Raw genomic sequence first — 22,987 nt, 5'->3', positions numbered from 1 at the left:
AACTAGTTTGCTAAATGCTATAAAATTTATTCGATATAATTTGGAACTCTTACTTTATCAATTAAAAGGATGCCGTCAAATTGATCACGAGGAACAAAGCTCTCTTGCATAACTCCCCAACTATAGGATATACGTGGCTCAAACATCCATGAATTACCTCTTTCGTTTTGGCGATTTCGTAAATCAATAAATGTGTATGGCTTCTTCATTGAGGAAAGGATATCCTCAGTAGATCCTTTGACTGGAGGTAATACAGACCAAGTTTCACGTGCATTGCTTGCATTTTCTCCGCTTGCCATATATAGACCAAGTACATAGCTATACTTTTTATAGATGTCTGGTAGACGTTCACCCATTAAGTTTAGCGCATAAGGGGAGCCCATTACTTCAGATTGGGCCTTGCGAATATGATCATTATGTGCCCAAACAATAAACTTTTCAGTCGGATAAATCTCCTCTGCTAGCCAAAGTAAATTTTCCAACATGCCTTGATCCCGCCATTCCATAGTTTTAAAGAATGAATCATATTTATTTTGCTCAATATCAATGTTTGATTGAATAGATAGTTCTACATACTCTTCTGCTAAGCGTATACGGTCAGTTAATGTACGTTCCATAAGCTTTGTAATATGAGGCTCGCTCGGATAAGCTGCTTTTAACTCTTTCTCTTTAAGCGGTATTTGTGATTTTACTTGTTTATACACATCGATAATGCTTGGTTTGGCCTTTTGATATCCTTTTAAATCCTTGCTGTAGGTCCAATCTACAAGCTGATTCTCTACTTCACTGAACTGTTTAGCAAGCTGATTATTTTCTAGCCATCCTCCATCTGTAAAGGCACCTTGTTGTTGAATATCAAAGCCAGCTAACATAAGAGGCTGCTCTGTAGATTGGGTTTTCTTAGTATACTCAAATAACGGTAGGGTCTCTTTTGACCACCATACACCAAAAATTCCATCCTTCATTGTCTGCTGAGCCGATTGCTTATCAATTTTCCCCTGAGCATTCATAACGTTCCCCATACCACTTTCAAAGGCAAGGACGTTGTAGCCCATTTCTTGGTGTAAAAACTGAATGATACGTGTTTTTGCTAGGCTAAACTCTGCTACACCATGCGAGCTTTCCCCTAAAAAAACAATACGCTTATCGTGTAATAAGGGCTTAAGCATCTCTAAATCTTCAAATTTACTGGATGCAATTTTTGTTGATTCAAAGGATTCAGGCTGAATGGAATTTAAACTATATGCATGGTCATTCACCCAATTCTTCCAGTCTTGTAGTGCTTCATTGGATGTACGAGCTTGCTTTACTTCTGATCCCTGCTCTAAACTTGTCTGCTCTGCTATCTTTGGAGCAGCCACTGCCGCATTTGCATTCCCATTAAATGCTATAAAACTTGTCAATGCAATACTTAAAGATAATAGCATTTTATTTCTTTTCCCTTTTGTCATTGTTCATCAATCCCTCGCAATAGATTGAACCCAATTATACGCAGGTAAGTTTAAAGTTAAGGAGATTTCTGTTTAAATTTTGTTTAAATTTGGATTTACGGTTTGAATCAGGAAGATAGATAAAAAACCTCCAAAAGTGTGATATCAAACAGATAGGACACTGTGGAGGTGTTGTATTTAACTCATTTATAGTGGTATGTACTAGTCCTGTGATTGTTGCGTTGTATTTGATTAAACCATGCACGATCCTTTTCTTCCTGCTTTAATGTATTAACGATTGTTGATGAGCAGCTAATACAAATTTTTTTCTGTGTAATTTGCCCACATCGTTCACAAGGGGCACCTAGATTAGGGAAAATTGAATTTTTTAATTTTCCTGCCTTCACCCATTTATAAAGCAGCTCCACGGAAACCCCCGTTAATGCAATGACCTCATCATTTGTTAAATAGCGATTATTTTTTCTAAGTAAAAAATGATGTAGTTCCGAAAATATATCTTCCTCTCTCACATCAATTGTTTTGACAAATCGGTGCATAGTAACTTCTCTCCTTATCCTTTCAATTTATAATTTTTCCAATATCTTCGTTTAAGATGATTGACTGTTCATCATACTTATAATTTTCCCAGCGATTGCGAGCCAATTTACGATATTTATTGGAAACATTTCGATCTGCAATTAATCGAGAGAATCCCTTTTTCGCTTCAGTCATGTCGCCAAGTCGTAGGCTTAATTCTGCATGTAAATATTGAATTCTTTCACTACCTTCTTGATTGGATGCAAATGATTTACTGTAAAAATCTCTTGCCGCAAAAAGGTAGCGCATTTCTGATTCCTGTTCCTCTTTTAAGCGATATAACCAGGCAATTTTTAAAGCGAAATTTGCCATAAGAAGTGATTCTTCCATAGATGCCCTGGACACTAAATAAGCAAGCTTAAAACTTATAATGGCATCGTCCACTGTACGCTCTTGACAGATGTTCATAGGTTTTTGAAGCTCTTTAATGTACAGCTCATCGATAAGGAGCATGAAAGGCCCATAGGTTCTTGTCATGGATTTATGGTAGGCATAGCCACAAAACGGACAAACAGCGACTTCATATAGCAATGGATTTAAGCCCTCATAGACGGGCATGAAATCTGTTTGCTCTTCGACAATTTTATAACGATTAGGACGTACCTTATAAGTGGTAAAGTGCTTTTTGCAAAACTTACAATCCACGCTACTTTCATAGTAGTAAATGTTAAATGCCATAAGAATCAACTCCTTTACGCTGATTTATTAATTATTTCTTTTGTTCTATATTTACGATGGGTATTATCGTTCAATGTATTTAATTGATTATCTTTCATTTTAACAATTCTATGTTCTTTGGTATACTCCTTTAGCATTATTAAAGTGAAAATATTATTACTTTTTTGTTTGTTGAGGTTTCTATATGTATTTGCAATAGTGTTTTTCAGTATAATGAAAAAAAGTTAAATGAATTATTTTAGTTCGAACAAGTTTTAAGAGTTTAATATAGGTATTTATAATCACTTATGTTAATGGATGAAAATGGGGTGTATAGGATGGATTGTAAAATTGTTTTTTTTGACGTAGATGGAACACTTATTAATTATGAAGATGGCTGTATTGAAGAAAGCGCGAAGAAGGCAATAGATGAGCTAAAACAGAGGGGAATTCGTATTGTTGCGGCTACAGGTAGACCTTTATCAATGTGTCAAAGATTAAGAAACATAGGCATAGAGACATTTATAACCGCAAATGGTGCATATGTTAAGCATCAAAATCAGGTAATACATAAAGTACCAATTGACAAAAATATAGTCCAAGCAGTTCAAGCCTTTGCTAATGAGAATAAACAAAGTCTTTCATTTTTTACAGAACAATTATTTATGAATAACGTACACAAGCCAAGGACACTAAAAGCCCTGCAAGAAACATTATCTTTATCTAAATTTCCTGAATTTCATGAGAATATTGTAGAGCAGGAAATTTATCTAATGTGTTTATATGCTAATGAAGATATTGAGCAAATATATACAACACAATTTCCTCATTTAAAATTTAAAAGATGGCATCCGTATATTACGAATGTATTGCAATCTGATATTTCCAAATCGATTGCTGTTCAGGCTGTACTTGATTATTTCAATTTAAGTTCTGAGGAAGCACTTGCGTTTGGCGATGGCGATAATGATATAGATATGTTAGAACAGGTTGGTTTTGGAGTTGCAATGGGTAATGCAAGTGAGGCATTGAAGAATAGTGCTGATTATATAACGAAAAAATCCATTGAAGGGGGTATATATCACGCCTTGCAAGAGCTACAAATAATTTAAGAAAGTAATCATTTGGAATCGAGTCATATTTTTAGTAAATTTAGAGGGGATGTTAAAGAAAAAAATGATTGAAGCTATAGCACTCATAATGTTAACTACATTGAGTATGATAAAGCTAACGAAAGTTATTAAAATGCTTTAGGTGGGATGATTTTATGGCACATCATGTACAATCTCTTATTGAACATTACGGGTATTTTGGCATAATTCTTATCCTAATTGGAGGGATTGTCGGGCTGCCTATTCCTGATGAAATATTTTTAACATATATAGGATATAGTGTATATCGAGAAACGCTAGAACATGTTCCGGCATTACTTAGTGCAACTATCGGGGCAATAGGTGGCATTACTTTAAGTTATTATATAGGTTATCGATTCGGGCTACCTTTATTACATAAATATGGCCCGAAGATTCATATTACTAAGCAAAAAATTGATTTTACTAAAAAATTGTTTACGAAAATAGGACCAGCCTTATTACTGATCGGTTACTTTATTCCAGGTGTACGCCATCTTACCGCATATGTAGCAGCCATTAACAACTATCCATATAGAAAATTTGCCATTTTTGCTTATGCAGGCGCGTTTATTTGGACATTTACTTTTATTACATTAGGAAAAGTATTAGGTGAGAAGTGGCGCTATGTGGGATTTTACTTATCTCACTACAGTATTTATCTTATCGTAGTATTCATCATATTAATGTTGGTCATTTATTATTTTTTCAAAAAAAGAAATAAATAAGGGTCTGATTCTTCTAAGCGAATAAGACCCTTATTTATTTTTAAGGTAAGATGGCAAATGAACGAACAGGGAATCCAGACGCTCTTTCAGGTTTCGGTACAATATTGAATATGACAGCCCCTTTTGGCGGTAGCTGATCCAAATTTGTTAAAAGCTCAATTTGATAAGTGTCTTGCTCAAGTACAAAATATTCACCATCTAACTTACCATTTTTGCGAAAATCCGCTGCTGAATCAGTGTCGAAAGTCTCGTGACCAATAGCGTTAATTTTTCGTTCTTTAAACAAAAACTGTAATGCCTCTAATCCCCAACCTGGTATATGATTATGACCCTCAGCATCCTTATTATTAAAGGCATCCTTATTAGGCCAACGCTTACTCCAATCGGTACGTAGGGCAATAAACGTACCTGCTTCAATTTCTCCATGCTCAGCCTCAAAGTCAAGAATATCCTGAACACTTAAGGTAAAATCATTATTTTGCTCGGCTTCCTTCGATTTATCAATCACGATTAAGGGTAGTACTAATTCTTTTAAATCCAAATCTTCTAAAAAGCGTGTGTCCCTAACAAAGTGGATAGGTGGATCGATATGTGTTCCATATTGTCCAGGGAAAGTGAATTGCTGCGCAAAGAAACCATCATCATGTGAAAATAAGGTTTCAAACTTTGCATCCTCAAACATAAAGAAGTGAGGTGAATTTGGTCCAAATGTATGTGTTAAATCCACCCATTTTCTTGATTTCAATAGCTGCACTGCTTGTAAAAGTTCATTCGACATCGTATTTACCTGCTTTCTATTAGTATGAGTTATTCCCTGTTTGTCTTACTTGTCCAATCATAAGCACAAAAAAGAGTCCTCCTTGGAGAAGAGGACTCTTGTGTAAAGCAACAAATGTTAGTCTTCTCATCTTCAAGGCAAACATTTTGCCAATTGGAGTTAGCACCATACCTATAGGCTGGTTGCTGAGACTTCATAGGGCCAATCCCTCCGTCTCTCTTGATAAGAAATGCAATATAAGAATTTTCAGAAATAACGATTACAAATACAATAGCATATTTATTTATAGTTTACAAGTTCAATAGGGATACAAGGAAAACGTGTAACTTTTTATTCTCTCTGTTACAGCCATGAATTTTTTTGAAGACCTTGTGTAATTAGAGATTGATTTGTTTTTATGTATTGATTTTTGTAAAAAGTAATTTTCGCCAATGGCTTTAATTCGAAAGCATTGTACCATGTGAATGAAACATTCCATTTTTTAAATAAAGCTCCAATGCTCCTTGTGTTATAAGGCTAGTATCATAATCAACCATTCCTTTTAAAGCTAGGAAATGTTTAGAAATTAGACTAGGAAGTACGGTAACCCCAACGCGCAATCTAGGGAAGATAATCTTAAGCCAAAAAGTGCGGAATTCATTTACAATTTTCATCATGGAGACAGGGCTTCGTTAGTCAATAGGAATTTAAATTCATTGATAGAACATAATTTATTATGTGGATTTGGTATAAAAGAAATATTTGACATTTAAATAGTTAGGTGCCATACTACATGTATGGTTAAAGATAAAAATAAAATGTATGATATGAATGCCGCTCCTTCGTTTGCTCAATCGAAAAGTCAAATTGAACGTTATCAATTAGAAGTTGATGCACAGGCTATACTTGTTGCATCGAGATTAATAGCTGCAGGTGCGATGCTAGGAAGTGCTGCGGAAAACCATTTTTCCAAATTTGGTTTATCTACAGGGCGTTATCGATTATTAGCTGATCTTGAAGACAATGATGGTGAAGAATTGCCATCTCAATTAGCAGAGCATCTTGGGATAACAAGAGCTACTGTGACAGGTTTAATTGATATTTTGAAAAGAGATGGACTAGTTTCACGGCGTTTGAGTCCAGAGGATGGTCGTCTAAAATTAGTGACATTAACTGAGAAAGGAAAAAAACAACTATCAGATATGGCTCCAGAACATTTTGCTTGGTTAGAGTCAATTGTTAACTTTCTAAGTGTCGAAGAGCGAGGGGTTTTTCTTGAGTTATTAGATAGAATAATGCAAGGAATTGCAGCGAGTGATGATAGCTCATATGATTAAAAGAAACAAAAAGGTTAGCTGGTAGGCTAGCTTTCCTTTTTGATATATAGTTAGGCACCTAATTATATATTGTGGAAAAATGGAGGTCTAAAATGAAAACGATTAACGAAGTTGAGGATATTCATCAAGAAAATAGCTTTATTCTGTGGCAAGAAGTATTGATTGCGTTTGTTATGCCTACCATTATGGCTGGAATTGGAGGGTTTTTCACCAGTGATGTCTCACTATCAATCCGAGCTTGTACTTCTCTTGGTGGATCTTCAGCAATAATTGCTTGGGTAATCGGGTTATGGTTTCAAAAACGCGGGATTTATAAAAGTCGAATTGCTTTTGGACATTACTCTATAATTGTAGCTTTATTTTTAAGTATAGGGCTTTTATTAGGGTTAATCGGTGCTTGGATAACATTCACAGTAATCAATTTCTTTATTCAGCATCAACAATTAAATGCATTTTACTTTCTTTGGATAGATCTCCCCTTATCTTCCACAATTGCTAGTGGACTGATTGCTTGGAGATGGAAATACAGTATTCATAAAAAAATTCATAGTGGAGGCGTTAAAAAATGATAGTAGTAATTGGAGCAACAGGAATGATTGGTAGAGAACTAGTAAAAAGCTTAATGAAGAGGGATACTCAAATCCGAGTAATTAGTAGAGATCCAAACAGGTTATTAAATGAAGTAAACAGCTTAGATTGTTCTGCTGTAGAATTTATGGCAGCAGATGTCTCTAATCCTGACAATTTACATCGCGCACTGTCTGGGGCTAGTCAGCTGTTTTTAGCATTATCCAATACACCAAGGCAGGTTGAAATTGAGCAATCCATTATTCAGAAGGCAATTGAGGTCGGTATTGAGCATGTTGTAAAAATTTCTTGTCCTCTCTATCAAGAAAGCAGTCCAGTAGCTATAGCTGGATGGCATCAAGAAATTGAGCAAACATTAATGCAATCAGGCCTGAAATATACAATATTACGTCCCTACGCATTTATGCAAAATATACTTAAATGGCGGGACACCATTTCTTCCAAAGGAGTATTTTTTGGTTGTATGAGAGATGCACAATGCAATTTTATTGATTGTAGAGATATTGCAGATGTGGCAGCAGAAATATTTATGAATAGGAAATTAGCAGGTCGAATATATACACTTACAGGGGCAAAGGTGTACAGTTATCCACAAGTAGCGGAAAAGTTAACCATTCTTCTTAATCACCCTGTCCGCTATATTGATATGGACCCAGATATATTAAGGCAAAATTTGATAAAGCATAATGAGATGCCAATCTGGTTAGCGAACCATGTTGTTGAAATTCAAATAATGTCTGTAATGGTGCCAGAAAAACCTACTGATACAGTTAGGTGCTTGTTAGGGAAAGAGCCACGTTCATTAGAATCATTTTTATATGAAACGAAAGAGAAATTTTTATAAAAATATAAGGGGCTCTTATGAAAGAGCCAATTTGTAAAAAGTGTTGTTACCAATTTAAAACTAATGAAAGCTTACAACATTCACTATCTGTAAACACAATCCTAATATTATCTGGTGTATAGTTTGTTTCAAATGTCATAGTAATACCAGACGAGATGATTAACCTTTCAACTTCTGATTTATTTGACTTCTGTGCGGCATCCATAAGATCATGTGCAAATTGTTCTGATTCATCAATTTTATCTGTAAGTAGCTGAATCTGCTGCATAATTCTCTTTACTCGCATGGCGGAAATTTTCAACTTATTTGTATTGACAGCTGGAAATGGATTGGTATTTATCGGGTTTGTCGGCATAGCTAAATATCTAGCTGGTTGGTGATGTGCTGAAGGATTTACTATTGCCAATGTTGGATAATAGGTAGGATAGACAAATATCGGATAAGGGTTGTAATACAACTAAATTCCTCCTATCCACTTGCTAATACTATATCTTATGTGCAGCGGGTACTTTCGGTGTTTGCTACTTCTAGGGATTCACGTCTAGGGTATTATCAAATCAATACCTAGGATGGTGAAAGATAACTAAGTCGATTGAAAGTAAGGAACCTGATAAGAGAAAGGGTTAGAGCTAATCGAAAGTGAACCAACCTGATCAAAGAGGAACCTAAGCCGATAGAAAGTCAACCCAACCAAAGAGGAGTACCGTTGATCAAAAGTAGAGGCAACCTGAACAAAGAGGAGTCCAGGCAGAGGCAACCCGATCGAAAAAGAGCTCAGGCTGATCAAAAGTGGAAGCAACCCGATCGAAGAGGAGCCCAGGCTGATCAAAAATGGAGGAAACCCGATCAAAACGAGCTCAAGCTGATCAAAAAAGGAAGGCGCCTGATCAAAAAGAAGCCCAAGCCGATCAAAAACGAACGCAACCTGATCAAAAGTGGAGGAAACCGATCGAAAAGGAGCCCCGGCTGATCAAAAAAAGAAGGCACCTGATCAAAAAGAAGCCTGACCCGATCGAAAACGAGCCTAGGCTGATCAAAAGTGGAGGCAACCCGATCGAAAAAGAGCCCCGGCTGATCAAAAGTGGAGGCAACCCGATCGAAAAAGAGCCCCGGCTGATCAAAAAAAGAAGGCACCTGATCAAAAACGAGCCCCAGGCCAATCAAAAAGAAGGCTTCGCACGTGTATAAGCCTTCCTTTCACAAATTTTTATCCAAGAACACGTAAAACATCATCTATTTTTTTGTTATGGGAGAGAATGCCGTAGTTCATCCATGTTAAGAAATCAACTTCGTAGACACAGTTGTTTTTTGCTGCTGGAAGGTTGCTCCAAGTAGGAGATTTTAGTATGACTCGTTCCTCTCCCTCGAAAATCGAATGTTGTTTGTCAAAGGTAATGAATATATGATCGGCATCTAAGTGAATAAGCTGGTCAATTGTTAGATGTGTTTTTCGTGTATAATGTGGGATATTCCATACAGATTCATGGGGCATTAAGCCGAGATCACGATATAGAATGGGTCCCGTATAGCCGCATTCGGGTCCTGCATAAAGGCTAATGCCTATAGCGGAGATACGGAGAAAGGCTACGCTTTGTCCATATACTGATTTTTGAAGCACTTTTTTTGCCTTTTGCACTTTTACCTCATACTGGTTAATGACATCCTTCATAATAGTCGTTCTACCTGTTAAGTCGGCTATTTGGAACAATGTAGTTCGCCAATCTTCACCTGGGTGTGAGAGGTGATAGGTGGGAGCCAATTGATCTAGTTGATGACAAGCTTTCCAGCGCTCTATCCCTTCATCTAGCATAATTAAAGTTGGCTTATAATGAAAAAGCTGATCCATTTGTCCGTTTTCAATATCAATATCTGGTATTTCTTGTAACCCTAGATAATCCTGTTTGCCCCATTTTGAATGGCTAAATTGGGCGATGGGTGTAATACCTAAAGCTACTAAAAAATCCTCTAGAAACGGTGCAAATATACGAAGGTTATTACTTTGGCCACGACGATATTGTCCAGGAGAGATACCGACATGCTCTTTAAAGCGGCGATTAAAATAATATTCATTGTTGAATCCAACCGTTTGGCTGATTTCAAAAATACGGTCATTTGTTGTTACGAGTAATTGCTTGGCTTTTTCAAGACGAACATTATTTAAAAAGTTGAGAGGAATTTGACCAGTAATGTCCTTGAATATACGAGAATAATTCCAGCGTGGGACAGCCGCTAATTCTGCCAATTGCTCAACAGTCCAGTCCCGTTCATAATGCTTTTGTAAATATTTGATGGATTGCTCAACGGACTGACGAACACTTTTCTGCTGCTGATTAGGTACATTTTGATTCATAATGAATAACATAAATTCTTGGAAGCGTACATGTTGCTCAAATAGCGATAGCTCATCCATTGCTAGACGGTGTCGATAAATGATTTCTAACAAATTAGTACATTGAGAAAAAGGATGGCAGCCTAGTTCCTGAAATTGTGTAAACATAGAAAAGCAACCCGTCTGACCTTCTTGCAGTTGGATGATTTTAAATGTTAAGTGATAAAAGCACAGCGCCCCAGTTTCATTGTGAACATTTATTTTTTGATTAGGAGGAATGAGCACACACTTTTCTTCAGTAAGATGGATAGTTTCATGATCACAAATTAGCTCTCCATGGCCGCTTATAACCACAACAAGGCTATGATGGTCACAATGATGTAGTTGCCACATCGCTGATGGAATAGAATATGAAATTTCTTGTAAGTGAAATATTTGCGATAAACCACTCATATTTTTCTACCTTTCCATAAATAGTTTTTTTAAACAATGCAAAGAAAGCCCTAAGAGAGCTTTCTTTAAAATTATTTTACGAACCATTTTTCAAGGTCATCGTATTTTAGTAGATTTGCAGTTATAGCTCCAGATTGCCAATATGTTCGGTCAGCAATATACACGTTTCCGTTTTTTACCGCAGGAACTGTTTTCCAAAGAGTATTATCTAACCATTTAATTGCATCCTGGTTTTCTTCAGATTCCCATGTTCCATTAGAAGGGAAAAGAATAATATGATCAGCGTCTAATTTAGGTATAGCTTCTTCTGAAAGTATCTCATGAAATTCCGTCATATCGCGGGCTAGTGGATGAGGAGTAAGTCCTGCCTCAGTGTAAATATAACCGGAATATCGATTTTTAACGCCAAATAATGCTAGTGTTTTATCGGCTACATTTAAACGGACAACAGCCACTGTTTCATCCCCAACTGACTTATCTAACTCTGCCTTTAAAGTCGTAATACGTTGCTGATAATTTTTAACAACCTCATCTGCTTTATCAGGAATGTTTAAGACATCAGCAATCGTTTTAACAATTGCCTGTGGGTCTGCAAGGATTTCCTCTTTTAAGCGATAGGTAGGTGCAATTTTAGAATACTCCTCGTATTTTGCTTTATCAGCCGCGCCATCTACAATGATTAAATCTGGCTTGGCTTGCAATAAAGCCTCCATGCTTCCTGTAATATCAAATTCTGGTACATCCAGTTTTAGATAATCCTGTTTCCCCCAAGCTGGGTGATACCATTGGACAACGGGCTTTACCTCTAAGGCTGTTAGATAATCCTCCATGTATATGGCCGCTACTCGCTGAGGCTTTGCGGGAATCTCTACCTCCCCAAATTCATCTTCTACAGTCCGTGTTTCCACTATTGATTGATTCTCTTTAGCAACATCAGCTTTCTCCTTCGAATTACAAGCTCCTAATACAAACGTCAACACGATTAAACAAAATAATGCTAACGAAAATGGTCGAATCTTATGCATTGCCATTCACTCCTATAATAAAGGTATTAGTAATTTAGAATGATAATCATTCTCGATTAATTCTACTAAATTATAGGGCACATCTATTAAACAAACAATACACATTCTCTACTTCTTTCTTATACAAAATAAAGTACAAGGATTATTGTTTTTTGTTATCAAAAATTAACCATAATAGTGTAACAATCGCTGCAAGCATTACCATTAGGAATCCGTATAAGGGTGTATGAGCTAACGATTGATGACGAATAATAAAGCCGCCAATATATGATCCTAAAAAGATACCAATATTAAAAGCAGAAATATTCAATGCTGAGGCCATTGAAATAGCTGATGGCACATATTTTTCAGAAAGAAGGACCGCATAAAGCTGCAATCCAGGGACATTCATGAACATAAATAGCCCCATTATTAGAACCATGATTAATCCGATAATTGGCGATTCAAGAGTGGAGCCAATGCCAAGTAATGCTAAGGCAAGTCCCACAAAAATAATAAAGATTGAACGAAGCGGATTCTGATTAGCGAAATGACCGCCTAATGTATTACCAATGGCAACACAAATCCCATAGACAACTAATATAATGACGACAGCATGTGGTGAGTAACCCATATATTGCTCTAAAATTGGAGAAACATATGTGTACACAACAAAGGCACCACCATATCCAATTGCTGTAATGAAAAGGATTAATAACATGCGAATATTGCCTAATACTTTGCCGATATCACGTAAAGAGATTGGATTACCTTTTGATAATTGGCTAGGTACTAACAACGCATTACTAATTAAACCGATAATCCCAATAATGACGATAAAGATGAACGACATACGCCAGTCTGTTACTTGTCCAATAAACGTACCAAGTGGGACACCAGTCACCGTAGCTAATGTTAAACCTGTAAACATAAAAGCAATAGCACTTGCTCGTTTATTTGGTTCAACTACATCGGCTGCTATAACAGAGGCGATGGACATAAACACACCATGTGCTAATGCTGAAATAATACGTCCAATTAATAAAATTGAGAAATTAGGCGCTATAGCTGCGGTTAAGTTCCCAACTATAAAAATAGTCATAACCAGCAATAAAACAGTTTTTCGACTAAGTCGAGATGTTAAGGCTGTTAATAATGGAGCCCCAACAGTTACACCGAGAGCGTATATAGAAACGGTTAAGCCAGCTGTGCTTAAAGATATACCAAAGTCATCTGTAATTAATGGTAAAAGTCCGACACTAATAAATTCAGTGGACCCTATACCAAATGCACTGATGGCAAGTGCCAGTAAGGTTAATTTAGCACTTGGCTTTTTTGAATGTGACATACTATGAAATATCTCCTTTGATTTTTTTATTTATGTGTAGTAATATTCATACATGCCTAAAAGTTATGTAGAGTACTTTTAGTTACTTTTGAATATTACAGGAGGTTACAATGCAAAAAATTTATAATATTGGTGTTGAAGCTACACTTGAAGTCATTGGTGGTAAATGGAAACCAGTTATTCTTTGTCATTTAAACCACCATGGTAAAATTCGAACAAATGAGTTTCGACGATTGATTCCAGGAATTTCACAAAAGATGCTTACAAGTCAATTAAGAGAGTTAGAGCAAGCTGGATTAATCAATCGAAAGGTCTTTAATCAAGTGCCGCCAAAGGTTGAATATTCATTAACACCCTATGGACAGGGCATGGAACCTATTTTGAACATGCTTTGCACTTGGGGCGAAAAACATGTTGAAGTATTACAGGATAAAGGCAAAGATGTTATTTTAAAACAACATGACGAAGATATCGCCATGCAGCAAACATCGTAATGAGGGAAGAAAGAGACTGTCAAACATAAGACAGTCTCTTTTTCCTTTTTAATGCTTATAGAGCAAAGTCGTATTCATCTGGATTTGGTCCAACACGTTGTTCAAGATTCATCGCATTGATGATAGCCATTTCTTCGTCTGTTAAAGTAAAGTCAAAGATATCAGCGTTTTGCATCATGCGTTCTCTGCGCACTGATTTTGGAATCGTAATCACTCCATTTTGTACATCCCAGCGCAAAATAACTTGAGAATTGGATTTTCCATATTTTGTTGCTATTTTTGAAATAGTTTCATCTTCTAGAAGTCCACCCTGCATTAAAGGTGCCCATGCTTCAAGTTGAATTTGGTGTTTGTCACAGAATGAACGAAGCTCCACTTGCTGTAAACGAGGGTGGAATTCCACTTGATTCACAACAGGTTTAATACGAGCAAATGATAATAATTTTTCTAAATGTGCAACAGTGAAGTTACATACACCAATTGCTTTGATCTTGCCTTGTTCATAAAGGTCTTCAAGAGCCTTCCAAGATTCAACGAATTTATCTTTACCTGGCCAATGAATAAGGTAAAGATCTAAATAATCTAAACCTAACTTTTGTAAGCTCTCTTCATAGGCAGCAATTGTTTCATCATAGCTTAATCCGTCATTCCATACTTTTGATGTAATAAACAGATCTTCACGACGTAAACCAGTAGAAGCTAGCGCTTGTTTAATGCCTTCCCCTACACCCTCTTCATTGCCATAAATAGCAGCAGTATCGATGCTTCGATAGCCAACCTCAATAGCGTCTTTAACCATCTCAGTAGTAGCATCATTCGGTACTAGAAAAACACCTAAACCTATACCAGGCATTTGTAGGCCGTTATTTAATGTAATTGTATCTTGTAAATGATTAATCATTTTAATTCCTCCAATTGTTTAATGACTTGCTTGCTATTTCATTATGATGTCCCGATTAGGCAAAAAAAAGTACGCACTTTTTCGTGTCATAGAAACGTAGAGGTTACTTTTGTGAGTTGACAATGGTTGGGGTGAAAAAATTATTTTGTTAAAGTCGTTGAAATCTTCTTTACGATCTTAATTTCGATCTTAAAAAGGGAAAACTCCCAATCAAACGAGCATCATGTTTTTTTCCTATTTAGGTCAGTACAAGTTATCCTTTGCTAACTTTGATTGCATGCTATTCAACTAGACATTGATTATAATCTGGATTTTGTGATGCTTTAGACGAGAGAAAATACGTTCATGCATGAGTAAACGTATTTTTTTGCTCCCAAAAACAACAGTAATGTGTACTTTATTAGCTTTGGGGAGCATTTAAACAATAAAAAGAAAAACAAAAGTATAGTGAAGGTGAGTAATTTACAGTTGAAAGGAGGATATTTTGAAAGTATTAATTGTATCAATGTCGACTTTATTTAATGAAGCATTACAAGTAGCTATTCTCGATAGACGTCTAGCTTGGCAGGTAGATACTTATCAAATTCAAGCGCCTATTTTTAATCAAATAGTGATGAAAAAAATTAAAGAACAACCCTTCGATATAGTGGTAATCGAAGCAACAAATCAACATTTCACAATGATGATTGAGAGCTTGAAAAAACTAGAGAGTCCGGAAATAGACATCATGTTACTTGTAGATTCAAGGATGGGCGAGGTCTACCATCATTTAAAAGGTGAAGAACGTTGGACTAGTGTTACTAAAAATACAAGTCTAGACGAATTTTTAATCTTGCTAGAATCCTTTAATAGTAATGTACCTTTTTCACCAAATATCTCTTTAAAAGAGGTGGATAAAAAAATTCTAAAAGAATTAGCAGTAGGCCACTCATTTGAATTTATCCAACGTACCCATGGACTAACGGTAGAAGAAATTGATCGGTCACTATATCGAATAAATACGTATTTTAAAGTACCAAATTATATAGAATCGATTGTTAAGGCTTTTGAACAGAAAATAATTACAAATTGAAAACACATGAGGGGCTACTAGCAAATGTTTTTATATGAAGGTACAAGCAAAGTAACTGCTTACGAATCTTTAAAAGCAATTTAAGGAGGAGAAATAAAATGAAAAAAATGGCAAGTCTATTAGCGGGCTTACTTATTGGTATCGTTGTTATTTTTGTTATAAAAATGGTTAAATAGGAGTGTTGCTTTATGACATTTAAAATTGAAAATTTAAATAAAAGTTTTGGTAGTAAAAAAGCAGTGAACAATATCTCAATTCGATTAGAGGAAGGACAGATTCTAGGAATGCTAGGAAGAAATGGTGCTGGAAAAACAACTACTATTCGAATGATGTTAGATTTAATTCCAAAAGATAGTGGACAAATATTATGGAAAGGCAAACCATTCTCTAAGAAGAATTTAAAAATAGGCTATTTACCAGAGGAACGTGGCCTTTATGCCAAAATGAATGTTTTAGATCAAATTATTTATTTTGGCATGTTGGAAGGAATGAATAAAAAAGAGGCTAAAAGAGAGGCCATAAAATGGTTAGAAAAGCTTGAAATCTCTTATGCAGCGAAAAAGCGTACCGAACAATTATCTAAAGGGAATCAGCAAAAAGTACAATTAATTACAGCTATTATACATGATCCAGAGTTTATCATATTAGATGAACCTTTCAGTGGATTAGACCCTGTCAATGCGGATATGTTAAAAAATGTGGTAAAAGAATTAATTGCTCAAAAGAAAACGATTATCTTTTGTAGTCACCAGATGGAACAGGTTGAATCGTTTTGTAATCAAATTTGTATTTTAAAAGACGGGAATTTAATTGTTTCAGATCAGTTAGTAAATGTGAAAAAATCGTATGATTATCGTTACCTAGAATTAGAGACAGTAGCATCTAACATAAAAGATTACTTAACGCTTAAACAATATAAGTTTACGCAAGAAAACAATCGTTATAAATTACGTATTCCGCGAAATATGAAAATATATCAAATTATTAAGGAATTTGGTGAGAAATTTGACTTGCAAGGAGTTTCATTAAAAGAGCCAAGTTTACATGAAATCTTTATTGAACGGACAGGGGGAGACGGAATTGCGAAACTTTAGCATTGTGTTTAACACCGTTTTTAAAGAGGCGGTTAAAACAAAAGCATACTTATATATTACGGTTGGCCTAGTCGCATTGAGTTTATTGCTCTTTGCTTCACCAGCAATCATTCATATGTTCAATAAGAACAATCCGGATGAGACATTTAAAATCATTAATCATACAGCTCTCGAATTGTCTGAACAAGAGTTAACAGGATTAGCTGGAAGCTGGAAAATTGTAGACGATGCGAATATAGAAGATCTAAAAGAAGAGATGAAAGCAGATGCATTAACGGGATTCTTTGTATTAGAAGATCAAACAAATATGATGCACTTAAATATCTATATGCCAAAAGTAAACAATGAAGTGTTACTCACGTTAGAATCCTATATTGAACAAAAGAAAGTAGAGTTAATTGTTGCTAGACAAACAATTGACATGGCTGTCCTTCAAGCATTGAAGACCCCACTACAAAGCAGTATTCAATCATTATATGAAACAAAACCAAATGCGTTGCTCATTATATATGGATTAATAACTATTATGTTCTTGGCTATTTCAATATACGGCAATAATGTTGCAACAGCGATTTCATCTGAAAAATCTTCCCGTGTTATGGAAGTCATGATTACAAAAGTAGCCCCAGTACCTATGATGTACGGGAAAATTTTAGGTATTGGCTTAGCAAGTTTAACACAACTATTTATTTTTATGGGAGCCCTACTATTATGGGCAAACATAGGGGTTTTTGACATTCCTGAAGACTCATTTGTCCAAACTGTAATGGAGACAATTACATGGGAAACAGCAGCGTACATTCTTATTTTCTTTATCATTGGCTATTTTATTTATGCCACTTTGTTTGCGATTGTCGGATCAATGGTAAGTCGTCCAGATGATTTAGCAAGTGCCACGATGCCAATTATGATTTTTTTAATGGCAAGTTTAGCAGTAGAAATGCTCTTTGTGATGGATTCTCCAGAAGGAAAGATGACGAATATAACTTCTTATATTCCATTTACAGCACCAATGAGTGTATTGATTCGAATTGTATATAACACGATTACACCAATCGAAATTGTTGTTTCGTTGTTAGTAATGATTACTTTTATTGCTCTATTTGCAGCAATAGCAGCGAAAATCTATCCAAGGGGTGTTTTAAAATCAGATAGCTTAACATTTAAAGAGTTACTTCAATTGAATAGGTAATAGAAAATAAAGAAATTTCTAATATAAATATGTTGTATAATGGTTTTGCAATAAAATGCTAAAAGGAGATAACGATGGAATTATTTACGATGGATTCTCCATTAACGGCCATTATACAACTACCATTATTGCTATATTTTTATACGTATGTATTAGATTTGCATTGGTCGAAAAAAAACTTAATATCGATTGTCTTGTTTTTATTTTTACCAACTATTGTATTGTATTTCTTTATTGGTCCTTTGGGTATTTCATATTATTTAGCCATATTATTACTGTTCATTTATCGAAAAACAAAAGATTTCGGGCATGCTATTCATGTATTTATCGCATTTTTTATTTTAGTAATTGGCGATAACATTTCGAATATCATTACATTTTATTTATTTAATGGAATTACAAATGAGCTAATAATGTTTATTAGTTATTTTACGATCTATATAACTTTCATTAAACTTTTCGCCTACTGTTATAAAAAAATTATGGAACATTTGATTAAACGCTGGGTATTTAATAGCTATGTTGCATATATCCTGCTATTTCTTAGTATTGTAACGCTTATCTTTATGTACATCAATATCATGGCAATCGACCATGATAACTTCTATGAAAGTGTACAAAATAATTTAGCGATGTTCTTAATCTATTTTGTATTGCTCATGATTAGTATCTTTGTCATTCTATATTTAGCATTTAAACAATATAAAATGAAGCAACGCGAACAAGAAATGAAAAATTTCGAATCCTATGTTACATCAATTGAACAAATTAACCAGAGTATGCGCAAATTTAAACATGATTATATTAATATTTTATCCTCATTGCGAACATTTATTGATAATAAAAACTATGAGGGTCTACATACATACTTCTATGATCATATTTTAGAAGCGAATCATCACGAGCAACTAAATCAACAAGCAATGATGATGCTAAATAACTTAAAAATAAACAGTTTGAAAGGGTTAGTGACAACGAAAATATTACAGGCCCAATCACATCAAGTACCGTTTTATATTGAAATTGTTGAGGAAATTACTGATATTTCGATAGATCCAATTATTTTAAATCGCATGGTCGGTATTCTACTAGATAATGCAATTGAAGCTGCACGAGGGGTTGAAAATGGCGAAGTACGCATGGCGTTTATCCATATGGATGAGGTTATTTTATTAGTTGTGAATAACACATTTGATAAGCAAATAGCTATAAAGGTACATGAAATTTATCAAGAAGGCTTTTCAACAAAAGGAGAAAATCGTGGTCTAGGCTTAGCTAATTTGCGTCAAATGATAAATAATTTACATAACGTTAATTTGAACACGAAAATTAATTCTCCTTATTTTATTCAAGAAGTTGAGTTTCAAAAGGAGTAGATAAGGATGGATATTGTTATTTGTGAAGATGATATAGTTCAACTAGAAAAAGTAAAAGAAGCAATAGAAAACTACGCTATGATAGAAGAAAATGGGATGAAAATTGTGCTTGCCACTACAAACCCTGATGATGTTCTATCATTTGTAGAAGATGGTAAAGCTGATTGCTATTTTTTTGATATTGATCTAAATCATAAAATTACAGGCATCGCATTAGGTAGTAAAATTCGAGAAAAAGACCCTATTGCCAGTCTAGTGTATATTACAACACATGCAGAAATGAGTTATCTTACATTTATTTACAAATTAGCTGCGTTAGATTTTATAATTAAAGATAATCCAGATACTTTAAAAGATAAATTATTATCGACTTTGAAAGAAGCGCATCGCCGTTATTTAAAAATAGGGGAACAAGATAACGTTAAAAAATTTCAAATCAAAACTACAGGACGTACTCATAATATTGATTTTCAAAGTGTTTATTTTTTTGAAGCTTGCACAGGCTCTCATAAAATTATTTTACATTTAGAAAATGAGCATTTAGAATTTTACGGTCGATTGAAGGATTATGAAGATTTACATGAAGATTTTTATCGTTGTCACAAATCTTTTATTGTAAATAAAATCAAAATTAAAAATATTGATTCAAAGGAAAGAATTATATTTTTAGATAATGGTGAAGTTTGTTATGCTTCAGCTCGCCTTATCAAAGGTTTAAAGTAATGATAATAACTTTTTATTAATAGCCTTCTCTTTTTAAGCAAAGGTTTTTGAAAAAGGGTTTCTCAATAAATTTTTCACTTTAATAGGTTAAATAAATGCATTGACCAAATTGATAATTTTTTTAAATGATAAAGTATTTTAACCGAAGTAAATGAATTATTCGATATAACCCACCGCAAAAGGAATTTTTGGCTTAAAGGAGAATTTAAGTAATAATACTTTATAAAGGGGATTGGAAAATGAATCGTTTAAATTTAATCACATTGGGTGTTAAGGATATGGTGGAGTCACTAAACTTTTACCGAGAAGGGCTTGGCTTTGAGGTTGTGGTGTATGGAGAGGAAACTGCCCCTGATGTTATGTTCTTTAATAATGGGGGAACAAAAATATCACTATTTCCAATTGAACGTTTGGTCAAAGATATTAATGAAGCTAATCCACCAGAAATTGGCCATGGCTTTGGAGGCATTACTCTTGCTTATAATGGCAAATCAAAAGAAGAAGTTGATCGGGTATTTGAATTAGCTAAAAAAGCTGGAGCTAAGATTGTGAAAGAGCCAGAAACAGTATTTTGGGGTGGCTATAGCGGCTATTTCCAAGACCCAAATGGCTACTACTGGGAAGTGGCCTATGGGGACATGTGGCAGTTTGACGAAAATGATATGCTGATTATTCAATAATGATTTAATGTAGAGGTAGCAAACTAGAATAGCTAGGTTGCTATCTTTTGTTATGATTTCCGGTAAGTTTTTATAGATGTTGAGAGTGTTATATGTACTTCTGATTTTTAGTTATTGATTGTCTTTAATTTAAGGATAAATGTATAATGCAAAATATGTTTCTTTATAATAACTTTTCTAAAAGATATGGAGGATGAGCCTTGTTTCGTATACTGTACATAGAAGATGAAAAAGAGATTGGTCAATGGGTCACGAAGGATTTAATGGAGAGAGGCTACGAGGTAACGTGGCTGGAATCAGGTGAAGAGGTTGACAAGCATATAGCATATAAGGATATCGCGATATTGGATGTAATGCTACCAGGGTTAGATGGCTTTTCAATTGGTAAAAGAATTAAGCGAGAAAATAAGGAAATACCCATTTTAATGCTTTCTGCGCGTACTGCCGTTGAGGATAAATTAGAGGGGCTGAACTTTGCTGACGATTATTTAACAAAGCCATTTCATCCTGATGAGCTTGTTGCACGTGTGGAAGTATTGTTAAGAAGATATCAAAAGAATGATGATGTACTAGAGCTTCAGCATCTTAAGATTTTTACAAAAGAAATGAGAATTATGCATACAGAGACAGATGAGGAGATTCAATTAACAGGCAAGCAATTCTATTTATTTCAATATTTTATTCGCCATTTAAATCAAATTCTAACAAAGGAGCAGCTCTATGAAGGTGTGTGGGGTGAAAGCTATATAGAGGGCGATAAAACGTTAATGGTACATATACGCTATTTAAGAGAAAAAATAGAAATAAATCCAGCTAAGCCAGCAATTATTGAAACGATTAGAGGCATTGGCTATAGGGTGAAGCTATGAAAATTTTCCGTCCGTTTAAATTTTTACGATCCCTATTAGCGAAGTATATGCTGATTATTTTTCTAGCCATTTCTATTGTTCAAATAGCTTATTTCACCTTGGCTATATTTGTGCTAGAGATTGCTAAAAAAGAACATGGGGATATAGTAACTGAAGCTGAAATTACAAGCGAAGTGGAGGAAAAATGGCATGCTGAAGCTAAAAATATTAAAAACTTTACAGATGAAGTAGTTTCTCAACACTTTGAAAAATGGCAGGAGCGATATCCTAAAGCATCGATGTTTTGGGTAGGACAAGATGGTACATTGCTCACCACATTAAATGTAATGGAACAACTACCATCAAAATGGACACCTGCTTTTACTACAAAGTTCATTAAAGAGCGGTATGGAGGGGATCCATTCACCATTATTACCTTTTTAGGTGGGGATGAATCAAATGGATTTATCGTCATTGAGATTCCTAGAGATGTATTCACTCCACCACTTAAACATATTTATGAAACATATGGAACTTTTTTATTTTTCGGTGTTATTGCCATTATTTTATTTTTCATTGTAGTCTCCTTTTTATTTTTCAAAGGTATTAGAAAGCGACTATTACATCTACAGGAAGCGATGGAGATTCGTGATGTTGATGGATTACCTGTTGAGATAGATGTAAAAAAGATGGACGAAATCGGTCAGCTCCAGCAAAGCTTTAACAAAATGGTCTGTGAACTTAGGGACAGCAAAAATCGTGAGCTGAAGGAGGAGCAGCTACGACGAGAATTGATTGCTAATCTTTCGCATGACCTGCGTACCCCTTTAACAAAAATTAGAGCGCAATCCTATTCGATTAGTAAAGAAGAACTCACCGAAGAAGGACAGCAGGCTATTAAGGCAATGGAAACATCAATCATAAGCATCGATGCTTTAATAGAAAATTTAATGTCTTATACATTGTTGATGGCAAGTAAATATAAATATGAAGCAAAGGAAATCAATGTCTTGCGATTTGTACGTGAGCAAATGTCTACGTGGTATACCGTCTTTGAGAAGGAAGGCTTTAACATTGATATTGAGCTGCATTCTTTTGAGAACAACGAATGGCAAGTTGATCCAATTTGGCTTGGGCGTATTTTTGATAATTTATTTCAAAATGTTTTACGCCATGCTAACAGCGGAAAATATATTGGCGTTAAAACAGAGTCAACTGAGCACTATGATGCATTTATCATAAGGGATTGCGGAAACGGCATGAAAAATGAATCAAATGCGAAAGGAGCAGGTATTGGTCTATCTATCGTTGATATTATGGTAAAAGGCATGTCCTTAGATTGGGATATATGCTCAAGTGAATCTGGTACAGAAATCAAGATTAAACACTATAAAGTAAAATAGAA

24 protein-coding genes and 1 riboswitch are annotated in these 22,987 nt (G+C 34.9%); of the genes, 15 read left to right on the top strand and 9 right to left on the bottom strand.

Annotated features, from left to right (window positions below; genetic code table 11):
* Positions 1–26: 26 nt before the first annotated feature.
* The 3 genes from AC2CGN_RS14490 to AC2CGN_RS14480 form a co-directional block, all read right to left on the bottom strand.
* Complete coding sequence (locus AC2CGN_RS14490; RefSeq protein ID WP_429989422.1) at positions 27–1,451, bottom strand: erythromycin esterase family protein; 1,425 nt, start codon at positions 1,449–1,451, stop codon at positions 27–29.
* 182 nt (positions 1,452–1,633) lie between these two features.
* The gene (locus AC2CGN_RS14485) at positions 1,634–1,987 is read right to left on the bottom strand and encodes a hypothetical protein (protein WP_286923549.1); all 354 of its coding nucleotides are present in this window, start codon (positions 1,985–1,987) and stop codon (positions 1,634–1,636) included.
* Positions 1,988–2,009: 22 nt separating this feature from the next.
* Positions 2,010–2,705: a DUF2225 domain-containing protein gene (locus AC2CGN_RS14480; RefSeq protein WP_429983366.1), complete on the bottom strand. Its 696-nt coding sequence runs from the start codon at positions 2,703–2,705 to the stop codon at positions 2,010–2,012.
* Between the two features lie 317 nt (positions 2,706–3,022).
* On the opposite strand from AC2CGN_RS14480, the gene AC2CGN_RS14475 reads away from it, so the two are divergent.
* Both AC2CGN_RS14475 and AC2CGN_RS14470 read left to right on the top strand, forming a co-directional pair.
* Complete coding sequence (locus tag AC2CGN_RS14475) at positions 3,023–3,796, top strand: Cof-type HAD-IIB family hydrolase (RefSeq protein ID WP_429989424.1); 774 nt, start codon at positions 3,023–3,025, stop codon at positions 3,794–3,796.
* A 155-nt stretch (positions 3,797–3,951) separates the two neighbouring features.
* On the top strand, positions 3,952–4,542 hold the full coding sequence (locus tag AC2CGN_RS14470; protein ID WP_429986296.1) for a DedA family protein: 591 nt from the start codon (positions 3,952–3,954) through the stop codon (positions 4,540–4,542).
* A 40-nt stretch (positions 4,543–4,582) separates the two neighbouring features.
* Here AC2CGN_RS14470 and AC2CGN_RS14465 read toward each other — a convergent pair whose 3' ends face one another.
* Positions 4,583–5,320, bottom strand: coding sequence for a cyclase family protein (locus AC2CGN_RS14465; protein WP_429983363.1), 738 nt, complete (start codon positions 5,318–5,320; stop codon positions 4,583–4,585).
* Positions 5,321–5,443: 123 nt separating this feature from the next.
* Positions 5,444–5,549, bottom strand: a riboswitch (SAM riboswitch).
* 547 nt (positions 5,550–6,096) lie between these two features.
* On the opposite strand from AC2CGN_RS14465, the gene AC2CGN_RS14460 reads away from it, so the two are divergent.
* The 3 genes from AC2CGN_RS14460 (at position 6,097) to AC2CGN_RS14450 (ending at position 8,068) form a co-directional block, all read left to right on the top strand.
* Positions 6,097–6,636 carry a MarR family winged helix-turn-helix transcriptional regulator gene (locus tag AC2CGN_RS14460; RefSeq protein ID WP_484514575.1) on the top strand — a complete coding sequence of 180 codons (540 nt, stop codon included), beginning with the start codon at positions 6,097–6,099 and terminating at the stop codon, positions 6,634–6,636.
* 92 nt (positions 6,637–6,728) lie between these two features.
* Positions 6,729–7,205 carry a hypothetical protein gene (locus tag AC2CGN_RS14455; protein ID WP_429983362.1) on the top strand — a complete coding sequence of 159 codons (477 nt, stop codon included), beginning with the start codon at positions 6,729–6,731 and terminating at the stop codon, positions 7,203–7,205.
* Positions 7,202–8,068, top strand: coding sequence for an NmrA family NAD(P)-binding protein (locus AC2CGN_RS14450; protein ID WP_429988251.1), 867 nt, complete (start codon positions 7,202–7,204; stop codon positions 8,066–8,068). Before AC2CGN_RS14455 ends, AC2CGN_RS14450 begins: the two co-directional genes overlap by 4 nt.
* A 46-nt stretch (positions 8,069–8,114) precedes the next feature.
* Here the strand turns inward: AC2CGN_RS14450 and AC2CGN_RS14445 are convergent, their stop codons facing one another.
* On the bottom strand, positions 8,115–8,525 hold the full coding sequence (locus AC2CGN_RS14445) for a YuzC family spore coat inner layer protein (protein WP_429983359.1): 411 nt from the start codon (positions 8,523–8,525) through the stop codon (positions 8,115–8,117).
* Positions 8,526–8,899: 374 nt separating this feature from the next.
* On the opposite strand from AC2CGN_RS14445, the gene AC2CGN_RS14440 reads away from it, so the two are divergent.
* A complete protein-coding gene (locus AC2CGN_RS14440; protein WP_484514572.1) occupies positions 8,900–9,256 on the top strand; it encodes a hypothetical protein in 357 nt (118 codons plus the stop codon).
* Positions 9,257–9,275: 19 nt separating this feature from the next.
* On the opposite strand, the gene AC2CGN_RS14435 is transcribed toward AC2CGN_RS14440, so the two are convergent.
* From AC2CGN_RS14435 to AC2CGN_RS14425, 3 genes are all read right to left on the bottom strand, one after another.
* Entirely contained in the window at positions 9,276–10,850 is a 1,575-nt protein-coding gene (locus AC2CGN_RS14435; RefSeq protein ID WP_429983356.1) for a helix-turn-helix domain-containing protein, read from the bottom strand.
* A gap of 71 nt (positions 10,851–10,921) precedes the next feature.
* Positions 10,922–11,875 (bottom strand): ABC transporter substrate-binding protein, encoded by a 954-nt coding sequence (locus AC2CGN_RS14430; protein WP_484514570.1) that lies wholly within the window; start codon positions 11,873–11,875, stop codon positions 10,922–10,924.
* Positions 11,876–12,017: 142 nt separating this feature from the next.
* Positions 12,018–13,202 (bottom strand): MFS transporter, encoded by a 1,185-nt coding sequence (locus AC2CGN_RS14425; RefSeq protein ID WP_369594037.1) that lies wholly within the window; start codon positions 13,200–13,202, stop codon positions 12,018–12,020.
* A gap of 110 nt (positions 13,203–13,312) precedes the next feature.
* Here AC2CGN_RS14425 and AC2CGN_RS14420 point away from each other — a divergent pair, with 110 nt between their 5' ends.
* Entirely contained in the window at positions 13,313–13,696 is a 384-nt protein-coding gene (locus tag AC2CGN_RS14420) for a winged helix-turn-helix transcriptional regulator (protein WP_484514568.1), read from the top strand.
* A gap of 55 nt (positions 13,697–13,751) precedes the next feature.
* Here the strand turns inward: AC2CGN_RS14420 and AC2CGN_RS14415 are convergent, their stop codons facing one another.
* Positions 13,752–14,597, bottom strand: a complete 846-nt coding sequence (locus AC2CGN_RS14415; protein WP_484514566.1) for an aldo/keto reductase — start codon at positions 14,595–14,597, stop codon at positions 13,752–13,754.
* 484 nt (positions 14,598–15,081) lie between these two features.
* Here AC2CGN_RS14415 and AC2CGN_RS14410 point away from each other — a divergent pair, with 484 nt between their 5' ends.
* From AC2CGN_RS14410 to AC2CGN_RS14375, 8 genes are all read left to right on the top strand, one after another.
* On the top strand, positions 15,082–15,669 hold the full coding sequence (locus AC2CGN_RS14410) for a glycosidase (RefSeq protein ID WP_484514564.1): 588 nt from the start codon (positions 15,082–15,084) through the stop codon (positions 15,667–15,669).
* 188 nt (positions 15,670–15,857) lie between these two features.
* Positions 15,858–16,763 carry an ABC transporter ATP-binding protein gene (locus AC2CGN_RS14405; RefSeq protein WP_286923563.1) on the top strand — a complete coding sequence of 302 codons (906 nt, stop codon included), beginning with the start codon at positions 15,858–15,860 and terminating at the stop codon, positions 16,761–16,763.
* Entirely contained in the window at positions 16,750–17,955 is a 1,206-nt protein-coding gene (locus AC2CGN_RS14400; RefSeq protein WP_484514561.1) for an ABC transporter permease, read from the top strand. Before AC2CGN_RS14405 ends, AC2CGN_RS14400 begins: the two co-directional genes overlap by 14 nt.
* A gap of 74 nt (positions 17,956–18,029) precedes the next feature.
* A complete protein-coding gene (locus AC2CGN_RS14395; protein ID WP_286923565.1) occupies positions 18,030–19,331 on the top strand; it encodes a sensor histidine kinase in 1,302 nt (433 codons plus the stop codon).
* A gap of 6 nt (positions 19,332–19,337) precedes the next feature.
* On the top strand, positions 19,338–20,054 hold the full coding sequence (locus tag AC2CGN_RS14390; protein WP_286923567.1) for a LytR/AlgR family response regulator transcription factor: 717 nt from the start codon (positions 19,338–19,340) through the stop codon (positions 20,052–20,054).
* Between the two features lie 239 nt (positions 20,055–20,293).
* The gene (locus AC2CGN_RS14385; RefSeq protein ID WP_429989430.1) at positions 20,294–20,734 is read left to right on the top strand and encodes a VOC family protein; all 441 of its coding nucleotides are present in this window, start codon (positions 20,294–20,296) and stop codon (positions 20,732–20,734) included.
* A 200-nt stretch (positions 20,735–20,934) separates the two neighbouring features.
* Positions 20,935–21,603 carry a response regulator transcription factor gene (locus AC2CGN_RS14380; RefSeq protein WP_286923569.1) on the top strand — a complete coding sequence of 223 codons (669 nt, stop codon included), beginning with the start codon at positions 20,935–20,937 and terminating at the stop codon, positions 21,601–21,603.
* Positions 21,600–22,985 (top strand): sensor histidine kinase, encoded by a 1,386-nt coding sequence (locus AC2CGN_RS14375; RefSeq protein ID WP_429983348.1) that lies wholly within the window; start codon positions 21,600–21,602, stop codon positions 22,983–22,985. Before AC2CGN_RS14380 ends, AC2CGN_RS14375 begins: the two co-directional genes overlap by 4 nt.
* The last annotated feature ends 2 nt before the right edge of the window (positions 22,986–22,987 follow it).

This window comes from Lysinibacillus sp. DFXJR4 (genome assembly GCF_057196045.1).
Note: the sequence above shows the minus strand (reverse complement) of the source record. Positions and strands in the feature narration are given on the sequence as shown.

Coding starts and splice junctions, on each gene's coding strand:
- AC2CGN_RS14480 (WP_429983366.1), bottom strand. CDS start 2,705: ATGGCATTTAACATTTACTACTATGAAAGTAGCGTGGATTGTAAGTTT.
- AC2CGN_RS14440 (WP_484514572.1), top strand. CDS start 8,900: ATGGAGGAAACCCGATCAAAACGAGCTCAAGCTGATCAAAAAAGGAAG.
- AC2CGN_RS14455 (WP_429983362.1), top strand. CDS start 6,729: ATGAAAACGATTAACGAAGTTGAGGATATTCATCAAGAAAATAGCTTT.
- AC2CGN_RS14450 (WP_429988251.1), top strand. CDS start 7,202: ATGATAGTAGTAATTGGAGCAACAGGAATGATTGGTAGAGAACTAGTA.
- AC2CGN_RS14420 (WP_484514568.1), top strand. CDS start 13,313: ATGCAAAAAATTTATAATATTGGTGTTGAAGCTACACTTGAAGTCATT.
- AC2CGN_RS14415 (WP_484514566.1), bottom strand. CDS start 14,597: ATGATTAATCATTTACAAGATACAATTACATTAAATAACGGCCTACAA.
- AC2CGN_RS14425 (WP_369594037.1), bottom strand. CDS start 13,202: ATGTCACATTCAAAAAAGCCAAGTGCTAAATTAACCTTACTGGCACTT.
- AC2CGN_RS14375 (WP_429983348.1), top strand. CDS start 21,600: ATGAAAATTTTCCGTCCGTTTAAATTTTTACGATCCCTATTAGCGAAG.
- AC2CGN_RS14465 (WP_429983363.1), bottom strand. CDS start 5,320: ATGTCGAATGAACTTTTACAAGCAGTGCAGCTATTGAAATCAAGAAAA.
- AC2CGN_RS14430 (WP_484514570.1), bottom strand. CDS start 11,875: ATGCATAAGATTCGACCATTTTCGTTAGCATTATTTTGTTTAATCGTG.
- AC2CGN_RS14490 (WP_429989422.1), bottom strand. CDS start 1,451: ATGACAAAAGGGAAAAGAAATAAAATGCTATTATCTTTAAGTATTGCA.
- AC2CGN_RS14435 (WP_429983356.1), bottom strand. CDS start 10,850: ATGAGTGGTTTATCGCAAATATTTCACTTACAAGAAATTTCATATTCT.
- AC2CGN_RS14385 (WP_429989430.1), top strand. CDS start 20,294: ATGAATCGTTTAAATTTAATCACATTGGGTGTTAAGGATATGGTGGAG.
- AC2CGN_RS14460 (WP_484514575.1), top strand. CDS start 6,097: ATGGTTAAAGATAAAAATAAAATGTATGATATGAATGCCGCTCCTTCG.
- AC2CGN_RS14395 (WP_286923565.1), top strand. CDS start 18,030: ATGGAATTATTTACGATGGATTCTCCATTAACGGCCATTATACAACTA.
- AC2CGN_RS14475 (WP_429989424.1), top strand. CDS start 3,023: ATGGATTGTAAAATTGTTTTTTTTGACGTAGATGGAACACTTATTAAT.
- AC2CGN_RS14390 (WP_286923567.1), top strand. CDS start 19,338: ATGGATATTGTTATTTGTGAAGATGATATAGTTCAACTAGAAAAAGTA.
- AC2CGN_RS14485 (WP_286923549.1), bottom strand. CDS start 1,987: ATGCACCGATTTGTCAAAACAATTGATGTGAGAGAGGAAGATATATTT.
- AC2CGN_RS14405 (WP_286923563.1), top strand. CDS start 15,858: ATGACATTTAAAATTGAAAATTTAAATAAAAGTTTTGGTAGTAAAAAA.
- AC2CGN_RS14470 (WP_429986296.1), top strand. CDS start 3,952: ATGGCACATCATGTACAATCTCTTATTGAACATTACGGGTATTTTGGC.